Source organism: Sorangium sp. So ce295, assembly GCF_051527405.1.
Classification (GTDB): domain Bacteria; phylum Myxococcota_A; class Polyangia; order Polyangiales; family Polyangiaceae; genus Sorangium; species Sorangium cellulosum_B.
This window is the reverse complement of record NZ_CP150324.1, coordinates 3988026-4002916: the sequence shown is the minus strand read 5'-3', so window position 1 is coordinate 4002916 and position 14891 is coordinate 3988026. Positions and strand designations below refer to the sequence as shown.

Annotated in this window: 7 protein-coding genes and 1 CRISPR repeat array; of the genes, 1 reads left to right on the top strand and 6 read right to left on the bottom strand. The window is 69.6% G+C overall.

Translation table 11 applies throughout. The features are described from left to right. Positions 1 to 78 precede the first annotated feature (78 nt). The 3 genes from WMF11_RS15250 to WMF11_RS15240 form a co-directional block, all read right to left on the bottom strand. Positions 79 to 1041, bottom strand: a complete 963-nt coding sequence (locus tag WMF11_RS15250; protein ID WP_437977973.1) for a macrolide 2'-phosphotransferase — start codon at positions 1039 to 1041, stop codon at positions 79 to 81. 404 nt (positions 1042 to 1445) lie between these two features. Next, the gene (locus WMF11_RS15245; protein ID WP_437977972.1) at positions 1446 to 3800 is read right to left on the bottom strand and encodes a pyridoxal-dependent decarboxylase; all 2355 of its coding nucleotides are present in this window, start codon (positions 3798 to 3800) and stop codon (positions 1446 to 1448) included. 226 nt (positions 3801 to 4026) lie between these two features. After that, positions 4027 to 5178 (bottom strand): DTW domain-containing protein, encoded by a 1152-nt coding sequence (locus WMF11_RS15240; protein ID WP_437977971.1) that lies wholly within the window; start codon positions 5176 to 5178, stop codon positions 4027 to 4029. Positions 5179 to 5906: 728 nt separating this feature from the next. Then, a CRISPR array of direct repeats spans positions 5907 to 7033; the repeat unit is 36 nt; unit sequence CTCTCCGCCGCTGAAAGGCGGCGGCCCCATTGAAGC. Positions 7034 to 8111: 1078 nt separating this feature from the next. Between WMF11_RS15240 and WMF11_RS15235 the strand changes: the two genes are divergently transcribed. Then, positions 8112 to 10151 carry a GMC family oxidoreductase gene (locus tag WMF11_RS15235; RefSeq protein WP_437977970.1) on the top strand — a complete coding sequence of 680 codons (2040 nt, stop codon included), beginning with the start codon at positions 8112 to 8114 and terminating at the stop codon, positions 10149 to 10151. Between the two features lie 376 nt (positions 10152 to 10527). On the opposite strand, the gene meaB is transcribed toward WMF11_RS15235, so the two are convergent. The 3 genes from meaB to WMF11_RS15220 are packed head-to-tail and all read right to left on the bottom strand — an operon-like array spanning position 10528 to position 14615. Continuing rightward, positions 10528 to 11520: a methylmalonyl Co-A mutase-associated GTPase MeaB gene (gene meaB / locus WMF11_RS15230; protein ID WP_437977969.1), complete on the bottom strand. Its 993-nt coding sequence runs from the start codon at positions 11518 to 11520 to the stop codon at positions 10528 to 10530. A 1-nt stretch (position 11521) separates the two neighbouring features. Further along, on the bottom strand, positions 11522 to 14170 hold the full coding sequence (gene scpA, locus WMF11_RS15225; protein ID WP_437977968.1) for a methylmalonyl-CoA mutase: 2649 nt from the start codon (positions 14168 to 14170) through the stop codon (positions 11522 to 11524). After that, entirely contained in the window at positions 14163 to 14615 is a 453-nt protein-coding gene (locus WMF11_RS15220; RefSeq protein WP_437552567.1) for a VOC family protein, read from the bottom strand. Before WMF11_RS15220 ends, scpA begins: the two co-directional genes overlap by 8 nt. Positions 14616 to 14891: the final 276 nt, after the last annotated feature.

The window sequence follows — 14891 nt, the reverse complement described above, 5'->3', positions numbered from 1 at the left end:
GCCGCCGCGGCTGAACATGCGCGGGGCCACAACGCAAAGCGTTATTTCAATGGGTGATGGGGTCCGACGAGCCGGCGCTCACCCGCTCTCGGCCACGATCCCTGCGAGCAGGTTGCGCGCGTGGGTGATCACGCCCTCGTCGCCGGACTCGACTCCCCACTTCGCCGCGATCGCGGGGAACGCCGCCCAGCGCTCGCCGGCGTGGGCGGCGAGGCCCGGCCACGTCGTGCCGCCGGCCGCCTCGAAGCGCGCGATGCACGCGTCGAGCGCGGCCTTGCCGAAGGCGCCGACGAAGAGGGCGAAGTCGACCGAGGGATCGCCGATGTGGGCCTCTGTCCAGTCCAGGATCCCCGTGAGCCGGCCGCCCTCGTCGAGGAGCATGTGGCCGGGGTGGAGATCGCCGTGTACGAGCGCGAGGTGGCGCGGCCAGATCGCGTCGTTCGCGAGCCAGCGCTGCCACCGGGCCCACAGCGCCTCCGGCGGCGCCAGCGCGGCGCGCGTTTCCTCCATGGCCCGCGCGTGGAGCTGGCGCGCGTCGTCGATGGACTTCACGGGGACGCCCGCCGAACGGGCCGCCGCCTCGTCCACGCGCTGGAGCGCCGCGAGCGCCTCGGCCACCGACGCGATGAACCCATCGGACGGCGCCGCCGGATCGACGCGGCTCCAGCGCGGGCCCACCTCGGGGTCGAAGGAGACGGCGGGCACGTCGCCGAGGCGCGGATAGGCGATCACGTGGTCGGTGTGCACGCGCCAGTCCGGCACGGCCACCGGCAAGCGCGGGGCTACCAGGGCCAGCACGCGGGCTTCGACGCGGGCCGACGCGACCTCCGCGAGGCGGCGCGGCGTGCGCACGACCCACGGTATGCCGTCCTCGTCGTGGGCGTGCACGACGAGAAAGGCGAGCCCGCTCCGGTCGAAGTCGGCGTGGGACGTGACGAGACGGAGCCCCTCGCGGCGCGCCGCATCGAGGAGCGCGCCGACGGAGTCGATGGGCGCGAAGGAGGAAGAGCCCGTTGAGGAGATTTCGTTGATTCCGGTCATGAGAGCGAGCCTCTTCGCGCGCCACCTTTCCAGGGAGGCGCGCGCGGATGGGGAAGACTCGCGGCGCGAGCTCACGACCGGCGGGGCGTGCGTGACCTGAGCGTTCCAGGTTGCCGGGCGTGAGTCACCGCGCCCCGGTCTTCCACGTTGCAGGGGAAGACAGGGCACGGACAGGCACCCGCGCGCACGCCTCGCTGCCCCGGCAGCGCCGGGGCGACAGGGCGGACGAGGATGCCGAGCTCAGCGCAGCCGGAGGAATGCCACGGCCGGAGCATCTCACGCGGGGCCCGGCGCCGCAACGGCGTTCAGGGCGCTTGGCCCGACGCTGGCCCGGCGGCACGGCGGCGCCGCGAGCTTCCCGGCTCGGCCTCGAGCCAGGCGGCGAGGGTCCGCCTCCGCCTGGCTTACCCCCTCGCCTCTCTCCCCGAGAGCTTCGCCTTCATCAGGAAGTGCGAGAACGCCCCGAGGAACTCGCTCACCGACACACTGCCGTTCCTGTCGAGGTCGCAGACCTGCAAAAACTCGTCAACCTCGCTGTCGTGGAAGCCCTTCTCGCGAAACTTCGCCATGATCTCGGCCACGTCCAGGGCGCCGTCCCGATTCGCGTCGATCTCCTCGAAGGCCTGGAGCATCGAGTCCCGCATCATCGCCTTGAAGATCGCATCGCGAAGCTCGAGCTCCAGCACATCCAGGATGCTCCCCTCGGGCGACTCCGGGAGCCAGGGCGACATCACCGTGGACCTCAGCACCGTCACCGTCGAGCCCGGCGACGCCGAGACCCCGAGGCGCCGCTTGTAGTCCTCGATGAAGACGTTGCCGTAGTGCTCCTCGCTGAAGTCCGTCGTGCTCACGATCATCCGGTAGTGATAGATGTCGTCCCCGGGGGCGATGCTCAAGAGATCATAGATCGCCTTGTTCAACCGGTTCATCATCTCGAGGCTGGTGTTGATCGAACCGTCTGGGTGCTTGAAGTTGACGGCGTAGGTGAGGATGTTCTGATCGGGACCGAGCTCCGGCAGCACCGCCATCGCCTCGGGGTCGGCCAGGAGCTCCTCGAGGCTCGGTCGGTCGATGCGCTCGCGGATGAACTGCAGCTCGCTCTCCACGTCGCCGCCCCCGATCTCGGCCGGAAGCCGCGGGACCGGGACGATGATGAACCGATCTTCCCGGCGAGCCAGGCAGAGGAGCCGCGCGTAGAACCTCTTGCAGTTGAACAGGGCCTTCCGGTGGAGCTGCCCGTACCCGCTCCGGGTGGGCCGGATGACCTTGTGGCTCAGGTAGACCGCCGCCACCGCGGCTCCTGGCTTCGACCCTTCGAGCCCATAGATGCCCACGGTCGGCTCCGCGTCCCCGTGGACGATGTAGGGGGCCTTGAACGTCACCATGTCGCGCATCGCCGAGTTTCGGTAGCAGAGCGCCCCGGCCGGGTACGGGACATAGCCCGACTTGTGCGGGTCCACCGTGATCGAATCCGCCCGGCCGAGCGCCGAGAGCTGCGCCGTCACGTACCTGCTCATCCCGATCTCGGCCGCGGGCCCCGAGGGCACGTCCTTCGCGCGCGGCCCCTCGTCAGGGCGGAGGATCGAGGCGAAATAGCCGCCCCATGCGGCGTCCGCGTGGACCGTGAACGAGAGCCCCTCCTTCTGGAATCGATGGCGCAGGTCGAGGATCGCCTTCAGCGGATCGACCGCGCTCTCCTCCGTGCTCCCGACGACGCTCACCACCGTGTAGACCGGCCGCCGCTCGTCGAGGCAACGCCTCAGCGTCGCCTCCAGCGCGGAGAGGCTCATCCGCGCGTCGCAGTCCACGGGGATATCGAGCACGTTCGCCGAGCCTATGCCCAGCACGGCCGCTGCCTTGGGGAATGAGTAGTGCTTCGTGGCGGGGACGAGAAACACAGGCGAGCACGGCAGGTCCGCCCCACATCGCCGGTAGAGCTCCTGGATCCCCAGGTGCTGGAGGGAGTGACCCGCCATCGCCGCCGTGATCGTATCGCTCGAGATGCCGTACTCCTGCGTGAGGCGCGCGGGCAGCGCGAGGATCTCGTCCACCTTGAGGTTCAGGAGCGACCAGGCGTCGAGGTCGCAGAGCAGCGCGCGCCGGCCGTCGCACGTGGTCACGACGAGCTCACGCGCCGCCGAGAGGCTCGGCTCGGATCTCATCGCGTCCCGGAGCGACAACGGGTAGAATTTCAAGTTCCTGGAAGACCAGATCGCCTCGATGTTCGCGACCGTGCCGCCGCAAGTGATGTGTCCCCAGGGTCGAATGGCCTTGTCGCCGGCGCCCTCGTCCGGCAGCGGATAGCCGAGCATCCGGCAGAGATCGTCGCCCACGATCATCTCCAGGATCGTGGTCGCCGTGGACCCTTCGAACGCGACGTTGTTGGGGTTGTAGAGCATCGCGGCGAAGTAGCCGAGCACGCTGGGGATCGAGGTATCCCAGTTCATGTGCCCCTGGTACCGATCGCTGAAGAAGGGCACGGATTTCTTGAGGAACGACATGAGCGACCGGAAGCTGTCCTTCAGCGTATCCATCGCGTGGAGATAGGACGGGTGCCGCTTGGACTGCTCGGTGATGTGCGTGGGATCCTGAGGGTGGAAGTTCCGTCGCCAGAACGAGTGATCCCGGATGGCCTCCACGATGAGCCTCTCGAACTCGTCAGCGTTCTCGGCCTTCGGGCCCAAGAACCACGCCTCCGGCGACCTCGTCCCGGCCCCTTTGAGGAACGGCCCGTCGCCGAATTGGAAGTACTGTTTCATCCTGGATCTGTCGTTCGACGCCCGCCCGTCCATAAGGCTTTCGCTCCTCTTCGCTCGCCGTCTCGAGGGAATCTCGCAACGAAGGTGGCCAGACGGTACAGGTCACCTTGGCCACGGTCAAGCCGGCGCGATCCGTCCGGGCGTCGCCGCTCGGGCGTTGGCGTCCTTGGCACCTTGGCGGTTCAATGTCTTGCTGTTTGCAGGCGGTTTCAACCCGTTTGTCTCTCTAGCTGTCTGGTGCCGAGTCCTCCCCCGCGAGGTCGAGCAGGCGCGCGAGGACGACCTCGAGCCACCCCACCGTGCGCCCGGCGCGCCCGCCGCCGCGCGCCGCGGGCTCCCCGGCCAGCAGCGCCCGCGCCCCGTTGGCGATGCCGCCGGGCCGCCGGCGCAGGTGCCGCGCGCAGAGGTCGCGCAGGTCGAGAGAGGGCGGGCGCCCGAGGCCCTCCTGCGCGAGCAGGTCCACGGTGAAGGTGCCCCAGGCGCCCAGCACGCCGCCCGGGCCGACGAAGGCGCGGAACCGGATCAGGGCGGTGCTCACGTCCTCGCCGTCGAGCAAGCGGCGCTCGGGCACCTCGAGCTGGTGCGCGACGCTCGGGCCCAGCGGCCGCCGCGGGCGGAGGAACGCCTCGAAGCGCTCGCCCGACGCGCGGCAGGCCACGAGGTGCACGAGCTCGGACGTCGGCTCGCCCGCGCCCGCGCCCGCCGGCCCCCCGGAGCTGGCCCCGCCGTCGACGAGCACCACCCTCCCCGGCTCGGCGAGGTGGGGGCGCAGCGGCGCGAGCGGCGAGGCCGCCTGCGCGCGCCGGCGTCGCGGGGCCTTGCTCCGCGCCTGGTGCTCGATCTGCCGGTCGACCATGAACGTGAAGGCCCGCAGCATCTCGTCGAAGCGCGCGGGCTCGCCCTCGAGCGCGCCGAGCGCGCTGGCCACCGCCTCGACCGTGGCGAGGCACTCGGGCCGGGGCTCCTTGCGGATGCGGTAGTTGCCCGGCGCGCGAGGCGTCACGCCGATGCGGCGCACCGAGGCCAGGCGCGGGTTCAGCGCGAGCATCTTCCTCGCCTGCGACCACGTGCCGTCGACGACGATGAGCGAGCGCACCGGCGCCCCGCCCGCCGCGGGCGCGTCGCCCCCGGGGAAGAGCACGGCCGTCGTCGGATCGCTCGCGAGGGCGGCGATCCGGGCGTCGTCCTCGAAGACCACCCCCTCGTGCAGCTCGGAGTTGGGCAGCGCCAGGTGGGCCATGCGCGCCGTGCCGATGCCGACCTTCCGCTCGCGCGGGTGCTGGAGGAGCACGACCCGGGTCCTCGTCGGCAAGGAGGGCAGGAGCGAGCAATAGCAGACCGGACGGGGGCGCCGGCAGCGCCAGCAGACGTCGCGCATGGGGGCACGGTAGAGCGACAGACGGATTGAAAGCTCCTGAAAAAGCACGATTTCGAGGCGCCAAGCGCGCGAGGGACGCCAGGAAGAGGACAGCGTGCTTGGCGTGTTGGGCGTGTTGGGCGTGCTTGGCGGTTCACCTCTCCGTAGGATCCATGGGATCGGCGCTCGAGTCCTGCAGTTGCCGTTCGGCGCCTGGCGAGCCGGCCCGACACGTCCGATCTTCCGATCTCCGGAAAATCCGACGTCGAGCACGGCCGCGCGGTGAGCTCCCGGCCGCGGCCTCTCGCTCGACATTCACGCTGAACCGCACCATGCACAGAAGGCACGCGAAACGGTGCCCAAGGCGACGCAGGAGGACGACCGAGGCTGCGCAGGAGCCAAACGATGGTCATGAAGGACCCCCACAGCGGCGCACAGGAGGGACGCGGGGGCCGCGCAGGACCGGGACGAACGTAACGTAGGACACCAAAGGAGCTGCGCAGGGGGGCCGGCGGGGCGGCGCGGGAGGCCGGCGGGGCGGCGCAGGACGCTGCCGAGGCTGCGCAGGAGGGACGGCGCGGCTGCGAAGGACGGTGCCGGGGCCGCGCAGGAGGGACGGCGAGGCTGCGCAGGAGGGACGGCGCGGCTGCGAAGGACGGTGCCGGGGCCGCGCAGGAGGGACGGCGCGGCTGCGAAGGACGGTGCCGGGGCCGCGCAGGAGGGACGCACTCACAACGCTGATGACCTCACTCTCCGCCGCTGAAAGGCGGCGGCCCCATTGAAGCTTGCCGTCAGGCCCGCGCAGCTCGCAGAGCACGCATTGCTCTCCGCCGCTGAAAGGCGGCGGCCCCATTGAAGCGCCGCTTAGCGGCCCGTCTTGCCCGCGTGCTCCACCTCTCCGCCGCTGAAAGGCGGCGGCCCCATTGAAGCGCTCGGCTGGTGTTGTCGCGCTTGCCGGGGACGAGCTCTCCGCCGCTGAAAGGCGGCGGCCCCATTGAAGCTCGCTGGCATGGGGGAGCGGGCGCCCGCGGGTGGTGGCTCTCCGCCGCTGAAAGGCGGCGGCCCCATTGAAGCCTTGCGAGCCCTTGCGCGATCCTCCGGCCGTGATCCTCTCCGCCGCTGAAAGGCGGCGGCCCCATTGAAGCCGCGTTCTCGGGGGTGGGGGTCATGATCTGCACGAGCTCTCCGCCGCTGAAAGGCGGCGGCCCCATTGAAGCCGCGCCTGGAGCCCTCGCAACATCCCGGGCTGCCTGGCCTCTCCGCCGCTGAAAGGCGGCGGCCCCATTGAAGCATACACCATGGGGCGCTTCTTAACCCCGGCTGGCCAGCTCTCCGCCGCTGAAAGGCGGCGGCCCCATTGAAGCCCGAGCTCGGCGCGGATGCTGTCGGCGGAGTCGAGGACTCTCCGCCGCTGAAAGGCGGCGGCCCCATTGAAGCGACCACGTCGCGCGGATGTTGGACAGGACCTCGTCGGCTCTCCGCCGCTGAAAGGCGGCGGCCCCATTGAAGCGAGCACTCGGGCAGCGAAGGGAACTCGCCATTCCCCACTCTCCGCCGCTGAAAGGCGGCGGCCCCATTGAAGCAGGTGCTGGAGGCGACGTGGCGACGACGCGGCCTGCCTCTCCGCCGCTGAAAGGCGGCGGCCCCATTGAAGCGCGTCCTGCGCCTCGTCCTGCATCACGTGGAGCCAGCGGCTCTCCGCCGCTGAAAGGCGGCGGCCCCATTGAAGCGAACGGAGAGGTTGGTGATGCGCCCCTACATCAACACTCTCCGCCGCTGAAAGGCGGCGGCCCCATTGAAGCATCACCGTGCCCAGCGTGCGCATGGCGGGCACCAGGTCCTCTCCGCCGCTGAAAGGCGGCGGCCCCATTGAAGCCCCACGGCCCGTGGAGAAACCCGGAATCGATCGGGAACTCTCCGCCGCTTAGAGCGCCTCTCACAACCTCCCGTCGCCAGGCGGCCGAGGGCGGGCGCATCGCGTCGTTGCTCCTCGTCGCCCTACATGAGTAGGGCTCCTCGTCGCGCCTAGCGCTGCACCCGCCCTCGGCCGCCTGGCTCGGTCCGGTTTTGTTCGGCGCTCTAATACTACAGCCGCACGTCGCGGAATCTCCGTGGATTTCGATGAGCGAGCGGACGATCATGACGCGTGGCGCGTCCGCACACCGGTGAAGCCCAGCTCGTCCGGCGCTCACCGACGTGCGGCTGTAGTACTAAGGCCGCTCGCCGGATCGAGCAATCGGCGGGGCGGCGCGACCTGGGCTTCCGGCGTGCCGATATTCACCGGGTGTTCCTCCAGCTCGCCGTATGCCTGATCTGCCTCCATCATGTCCCGACGGGCTCTCGCCAGGCGCTCCAGGCCGTTGATAGAGCGTCACTCTTCCAGGAAGCGGATCGCGCAAGAAACCTTCTGTCAGCTGAGGCGAGTGCGGCGATTCGTCCTTGACATCCTCGAGTCGTCTAACTCTTCCCCCCCCGCGCAGCTGTTCCAGTACAGCATCCCCTGGATTCCTACCAGGATCGACTCGCGCGCGATTCATGCGCTCCGATCACGAGCAGGAAGCCTGGGACGGACCAAGGGGCGTGTTACCAGGCCCCAGAGTGAGTGGCCTGAAACAATTCAGGACGAGCCCCACTACAAGGTTTCTTGACTTTTTACCCTGAGCCTCTCAACCTATACTTGTCACACACACTGCTGCTGCCGGGGCCGTTGGTTACAGGACGCCAGTTCGGCGATCGCAGCGCATGCCATGACAACCGCGCCTCGTCAACGACGAGATTGGCACATCGGAGAATGCGCACGGAGCAGCGGCACAGCTTCTCTCTCCGCGCAGTCACGCCATGAACGGCAACCATCCTGGACGAGGCACAACGCCACGGACTCATGGAGTCTCGCCCGTCGAAAACAACCTGGCGCGCCGGTGGCGGCGCTGCCCACGATCGGGAATGACGGCATCATGAAAAAGGATATCGAGCAAGCCTCCGTCGCCCCTGAAACCGAAGCCCAGATCGACAACAGCCGATCGACCCGGCGCGACTTCACCCGCGGCATGCTGGGATTCGGCTTGCTCGGCATCACCGGCGCCAACCACCCGACATGCGACGTGACAGGCGACGAAGGGGAGGACGGAGACACGACGCCGGATGATCATTCCAGCGCGCCGGCGTACGATTTCGTCATCGTGGGCTCTGGAGCAGGAGGCGGCCCGCTGGCCGCGAACCTCGCCCGCAACGGCTTCACGGTGGCTGTCCTCGAGGCGGGCATCGATCCGCTCAGCGACGAGGCGCAGCGCGTCGATCCGACCGCCGCCCCCATCTATCAGACCCCCGCGTTCTGGGGAGCTGCCAGCGAGCACGCCCTCCTGAGCTGGGACTTCTACGTCAAGCACTATTCGGACCCCGCCCGTCAAGCGCTCGACTCGAAGTACGTGGAAGGCAAGGGCATCCTGTACCCGCGCGGGAGCACGCTCGGCGGATCGACCGCGCACAACGCGATGGTGTTCATCTATCCGCACGACGAAGATTTCGACCAGATCGCCCGAGAGACAGGCGACCGCAGCTGGGAGAGCAGCAATATGCGGACGTACTTCATCCGCCTCGAGCGCTGCGAGTACCTCGAGCGCGGCGCGCCCGGCCACGGCTTCGACGGCTATTTCAACTCCAGCTTGCTCGATCCGCAGGTGTTCGACCTCTGCCCACCGCTCCATGATCTCGCGTTCGCCGGCGCGGATCCGCTGTCCGCGCATCCTGAGAACCCCGAAGCGGACGTGAACCACCCCAGCGTCGCGAGGGGCGCCACAGGGACGTTCAGGGTGCCCATGCACACGGCGGGCAAAGTCCGCGTTTCCGTGCGTGAGCACCTGAGGGCAACGCAGGAGCAATTTCCGGACCGCCTCTTCCTGATCACCGGCGCCCTCGCCACGAAGATCAACATCCGAGGCCGGCGAGCCGTGGGCGTCGAGTACATGCGGGGGCAGAACCTGTACCGCGCCGACAAGCACTTCAATGAGGCGGAGGTCGCGCCGCGCTCGCGAGTCCGCGCCATCCGGGAGGTCATCGTCGCCGGCGGAGCGTTCAACACACCCCAGTTGCTGAAATTGTCGGGCATTGGCCCGAAGCGAGAGCTTCGCCGTCACGGCATCCCGGTCGTCGTGAATCTGCCCGGCGTCGGCGAGAACCTGCAGGACCGCTATGAAGTGACGGTCAGCGCGGAGCTCAAGACAGACCTCTCGGTCTACACGCAGTGCGCCCCCTTCCAGCCCGCTGATCCCTGTCTCGACGCTTATCAGACAGGCACCTGGACCTCGCCGACCCCCGCGCCGTTCTTCGGGCCGTACGCGAACAACCTCGGCGTCGGCGGTCGTATCGCCAGATCGAGCGACGCGCAGCCGCTCCCGGACCTCTTCTTCGGCGGCCTCCCGGTCCCGTTCCTCGGCTACGAGCCCGGGTACTCGCAGGTCCCGCTCGGCCGCCACTTCAGCTGGCTGGTCCTTCGCGCTCACAACAAGAATACGGCCGGCCAGGTCCTCCTGAGGTCGCGCGACCCACGGGATACGCCCGACATCAACTTCCACAGCTTCGACGAAGGAAACGACTCGTCCGGACAGGACCTCGAGGCGATGGTGACGGGGGTCAAGCGCGCGCGGAGCTTCCTGGAGGACCCGATCGCGAGGCAGCACGTCCTCACCGAGGTGTCGCCGGGCGCATCGGTGCAGACCGACGATCAGCTCCGGGAGTTCATCAAGAACGAGGCCTGGGGGCATCACGCGTCCTGCACCGCCAAGATCGGCGCGGACTCGGACCCGATGGCCGTCCTCGATAGCCGCTTCCGGGTTCGAGGGGTGAGAGGGCTTCGCGTCGTCGACGCCTGCGTCTTCCCGCGGACCCCCGGGTTCTTCCCGGTCGCAGCCGTGCTCATGATCAGCGAGAAGGCGAGCGACGTCATCATCGCCGAGGCGAGAGGCTGGCCGGGCGAGTGGACCGAAGAGACCGGGTGACCTCCGCGCCGGCCGAGGGGCGACACACCGGCGGCGCCGAGAGCCTGGTCGGATCGCCGGTCGCCCGACCCGGGTCGGTGCGCGGCCCTGCTCGACGTCAGCCGTATCATGGGCGTCGTCCAGAGCAAGGACGTCGAGCATGGCAAACGGCTTCTGTCACGCCTCGCCGCCATGCTGACAAGGATGTGCCGATAGAGACGTGTGTCGCGCACGCGCACACGCACGCGCACGCGCACGCGCACGACCACGACCACGACCACGACCACGCGTTCGTGCCGTGTGACTGCCTGCCCCTTTCCCTTGTGGGGAGGCGTACTTATGCAACGCTGGGGTGAACTTCGCCGAACTCCCGCGGGTTGCCGCGATCATCAACACCTCAGCCCTTCCCGGCCGGATCCCACGCCTCCAGCAGCTGCCGCGCCGCGCGCAGCGGGCTGAGCGATCCCGCCTCGACGAGCGCCTCCACGCCAGACAGGCGCTCGCGCACGGCAGCGCTGCGCAGGAACGCCTCCCGCAGGTGCCCCTCGATGAGCTCGAACAGCCAGCGGCGCGCCTGGCCCGCGCGGCGGCGCAGGAGCCAGCCGCTGGCCTGCATGTGCGCGCGGTGGCGCAGCACGCTCTCCCACGCTTCGCGGACGCCGCGGCCCTCCTGGGCCGAGCAGACGGAGGCGACGGGCGCCCAGCCGTGAGGCGCCGGCGGGAACAGGTGCAAAGCGCTCTCGTAATCGCGGCGCGCTCGCGCGGCCCTGTCGACGTTCCCGCCGTCGGCCTTGTTGATGATCACGAGATCGACGAGCTCCATGATGCCCCGCTTCACGCCTTGCAGCTCGTCGCCGGCCCCAGGCAACATGAGGAGCAGGAAGCAATCCGTCATGTCGGCGACCGCGACCTCGGATTGCCCGACACCGACCGTCTCGACAAGGATGTTGCGGTATCCGGCCGCCTCGCAGAGCAGGATGGCCTGGCGCGTGGCCCGCGCCACGCCGCCGAGCGAGCCGCCCGACGGCGAGGGGCGGATGAAGGCCCGCGGGTCGCTCGCCAGCCGTGGCATCCGCGTCTTGTCGCCGAGGATGCTCCCGCCATGGACAGGGCTGCTCGGGTCGACAGCGAGCACGGCCACCGTCTCCTCGCGATCGCGCACGAGGTGAACGCCGAGCGCGTCGACGAACGTGCTCTTGCCGACCCCGGGCACGCCGGTGATGCCGAGGCGCGTGGCGCCGCCGGCGTGAGGCATGCAGCGCTCCAACACCTCCTCGGCGAGCTCCTTGTGGCGGGGGAGCGAGCTCTCGGCCAGCGTGATCGCGCGCGCGAGCGCCGCCCGGTCGCCCGCGAGGAGACCGTCGACGAGCTCCCTCGGGCTCGCCTTCAACCTAGCGCGCCTCCTGCGACGAGAGGCTCCCAAGGAGCGTCCTGACGATGCGCGCCGCGGCCTCTGGGATGACCGTCCCGGGCCCGAAGATCCCCGCGACGCCGCGCTCCTCCAGATACCGGTAGTCCTGCGGCGGGATCACGCCGCCCGCCACCACGAGGATGTCCCCGCGGCCGGCCTGCCCGAGCGCTTCGATGAGCTGCGGCACCAGCGTCTTGTGGCCGCCGGCGAGCGAGGAGACCCCGACCACGTGCACGTCGTTCTCGACGGCGTGGCGCGCAACCTCGTCCGGGGTCTGGAAGAGCGGACCGATATCGACGTCGAACCCGAGATCCGCAAAGGCGGTGGCGATGACCTTCATCCCCCGGTCGTGCCCGTCTTGACCCATCTTGGCGACCAGGATGCGCGGGCGCCGGCCCTCGAGGGCCGCGAACTCGCGGACGAGCGCCTCCACCTCGCGGCCAGCGCCCGCATCGCGGATCTCCGCGCCGTACACGCCGCTCACCGTGCGCACCGGGGCCTCGTAGCGGCCGAAGACGCGCTCGAGCGCGCCGGAGATCTCGCCGAGCGTCGCGCGGCGGCGCGCGGCGTCGACGGCGAGCGCCAGCAGGTTCCCCTCGCCCGTCTCGGCAGCGCGGGTGAGCGCGGCGAGCGACTCGCCCACGGCGGCCTCCGCGCGGGCGGCCTTCACCTCGCGGAGCCGCGCGAGCTGCTTCTCGCGAACCGCGGTGTTGTCCACCTCGCGGACCGCGATCGGCGCCTCTCTCTCCAGCCTGTACGCGTTGACCCCGACGATGACGTCGCGGCCCGCGTCGATCCGGGCCTGCTTGCGGGCCGCGGCCTCCTCGATGCGCAGCTTGGGCAGGCCGTTCTCGATGGCCTTGACCATGCCGCCCAGGGACTCCACCTCCTGGATGAACTGCCACGCTCTCCGCGCGAGCCGGTCTGTCAGGCGCTCGACGTGGTGGGAGCCGCCCCACGGGTCGATGACCCGGCAGATGTCGGTCTCCCGCTGCAAGAAGAGCTGGGTGTCGCGCGCGATCTTCGCCGAGAAGTCGGAGGGGAGCGCCAGCGCCTCGTCCAGGGCGTTCGTGTGCAGCGACTGCGTGCCGCCGAGCACGGCCGCGAGCGCCTCGATGGCGGTGCGCGTGACGTTGTTGAACGGGTCCTGCTCGGTCAGGCTCCAGCCCGACGTCTGGCAGTGGGTCCGCAGCGCCATCGTCTTCGGGTTCTTCGGGTGGAACCCCTTCACGATCTTCGCCCACAGGAGCCGCGCGGCCCGCAGCTTGGCGATCTCGGTGAAATGGTCCATGCCGATGCCGAAGAAGAACGAGAACCGCCCGGCGAAATCATCGATATCCATGCCCGACGCGATGCCGGTGCGCAGGTACTCGAGGCCGTCGGCGAGCGTGTACGCGAGCTCCAGCTCGGCGGTCGCGCCGGCTTCCTGCATGTGATAGCCGCTGATGCTGATCGAGTTGAACTTCGGCATCTTCTCGGCGGTGTAACGGAAGATGTCGGCGACGATCTTCATCGACGGCGCCGGAGGGTAGATATAGGTGTTCCGGACCATGAACTCCTTGAGGATGTCGTTCTGGATGGTCCCGGAGAGCAGCTCGGGGCGCACGCCCTGCTCCTCGGCGGCGACGATGTAGAACGCCATGACGGGGAGCACGGCGCCGTTCATGGTCATCGACACGCTCATCGTATCGAGCGGTATCTGGTCGAAGAGGATCTTCATGTCCTCGACGGTGTCGATGGCCACGCCGGCCTTCCCCACGTCGCCGACCACGCGCGGGTGATCCGAGTCGTAGCCGCGGTGGGTCGCCAGGTCGAAGGCCACCGAGAGCCCGGTCTGCCCGGCGGCCAGGTTGCGGCGGTAGAACGCGTTCGACTCCTCGGCCGTGGAATACCCGGCGTACTGGCGGACGGTCCACGGGCGGACCACGTACATGCTTGTGTACGGCCCGCGCAGGAACGGCGGCGCGCCGGCGGAGAAGCCGAGGTGCTCGAGCGACGCGACGTCCGACGGGGCCGCGCCCGGCTCCGGGATCTCCCTTGTGCCGCCGAGCTGCTGCATCGCCGCGCGCGCGAGGCTCCGCGCGAGCTGCTCGATGGTCCAGGCGCCGGCCGCAGGGCTGTCTCGCGGGTCGAAGCGGGCCTCCTCGCGGAGGATGACCCGTGCGTTGCCGAGCAGGCGCTCGGGCGGCGTGACGACGATGTCGTCCGCGCCGCCCGCGATGGCCGCCATCATCCCGACGATGCCGCGGAGGAGGTTCTTGTGCTCCTCGTCGCCAGGGACCGCGGCCGACGGGATGACGGCGGTGATCGTGGCGCCCGGCCGCAGGCGCTCGGCGAGGAGGCGCGCGGCGCAGAGGCGGGCGATCTCCAGGAAATAGCTGCATCCCATCGTGAAGCGCAGCTCCGGCGCGCCGCTCCGGAGCTCGGCGACAAGCGACGCCACGAGCGGGCCGCCCGTGGCCGGCGGGAGCGGGGGGCTGTCCGGCGCGAAGATCGGCGGCACGAGCAGCCCCTCGGCGCTCGCCCAGGAGAGGTCGTCCGCGGTCTTGCCCTTGAGATCCCGGTGGAGCGCCTGCTTCCACGTCGCGAGCGCGACCGGCGCGAAATCGCCGAAGAGCCTGTCATCCATGGGACTGCACGACCTCGATGAGGTGACCGAACGGCGCGTCCTCGCGCGATCGGGGGTGCACGAAGAAGATCGTCGTGCCCCGGGAGCCCGGCCGCGGCGCCGCGTCGATGATACGGAAGCCGCGCGCCTTGAGATCGTCGAAGGCGGCCTGGACGTCGCTGACCCGGTAGGCGACATGGGCGAAGCCCCCGCGACCGCCGTTCTTCTCGATGAGCTTCTGGACGGGAGACTCGGGGGAGAGCGGCTCGAGGAGCTGGACGTGGTTGTCGCTGTCGCCGATGCGGAGCATCACCTCGCGGACCTGATCCGTGCCCCGCACCTCCTCCCGGTGCACCTCGCGGAAGCCGAGCATCTCGTACGCCTTCACCTGCGCGTCGAGCTGCCCGGCGGGCACCGCCATGGCGATGTGGTCGATGAACAGAAACCCGGGAATCTGGTCCTTCATGGGCTCTCCTTGAATCGGGATCGCGCGGCGAGGATCTGGCGTTGTGGTCGGCCGCATCCGGGAAGCTGCCCGGGTCGCGCAGCCCGCCAGGGGGCCAAGGATACCCTTCCGGCGTGCAAATCCTGTTCCTGACGTCCTTGGTGCCCTCGTGTTCCTGTGCCCGTCTCGTTCGAGCGCCGCATCGGCACGGATCGCCGGCGTCGAGAAAGCAGAAGGGCCTGGAAACGCCGGGGCCGGACCTTCTGCGGCGCGGCATGACGACGATGTAGGTGTTTG

Coding starts and splice junctions, on each gene's coding strand:
- WMF11_RS15240 (WP_437977971.1), bottom strand. CDS start 5,178: ATGCGCGACGTCTGCTGGCGCTGCCGGCGCCCCCGTCCGGTCTGCTAT.
- WMF11_RS15245 (WP_437977972.1), bottom strand. CDS start 3,800: ATGAAACAGTACTTCCAATTCGGCGACGGGCCGTTCCTCAAAGGGGCC.
- WMF11_RS15235 (WP_437977970.1), top strand. CDS start 8,112: ATGAAAAAGGATATCGAGCAAGCCTCCGTCGCCCCTGAAACCGAAGCC.
- WMF11_RS15250 (WP_437977973.1), bottom strand. CDS start 1,041: ATGACCGGAATCAACGAAATCTCCTCAACGGGCTCTTCCTCCTTCGCG.
- scpA (WP_437977968.1), bottom strand. CDS start 14,170: ATGGATGACAGGCTCTTCGGCGATTTCGCGCCGGTCGCGCTCGCGACG.
- WMF11_RS15220 (WP_437552567.1), bottom strand. CDS start 14,615: ATGAAGGACCAGATTCCCGGGTTTCTGTTCATCGACCACATCGCCATG.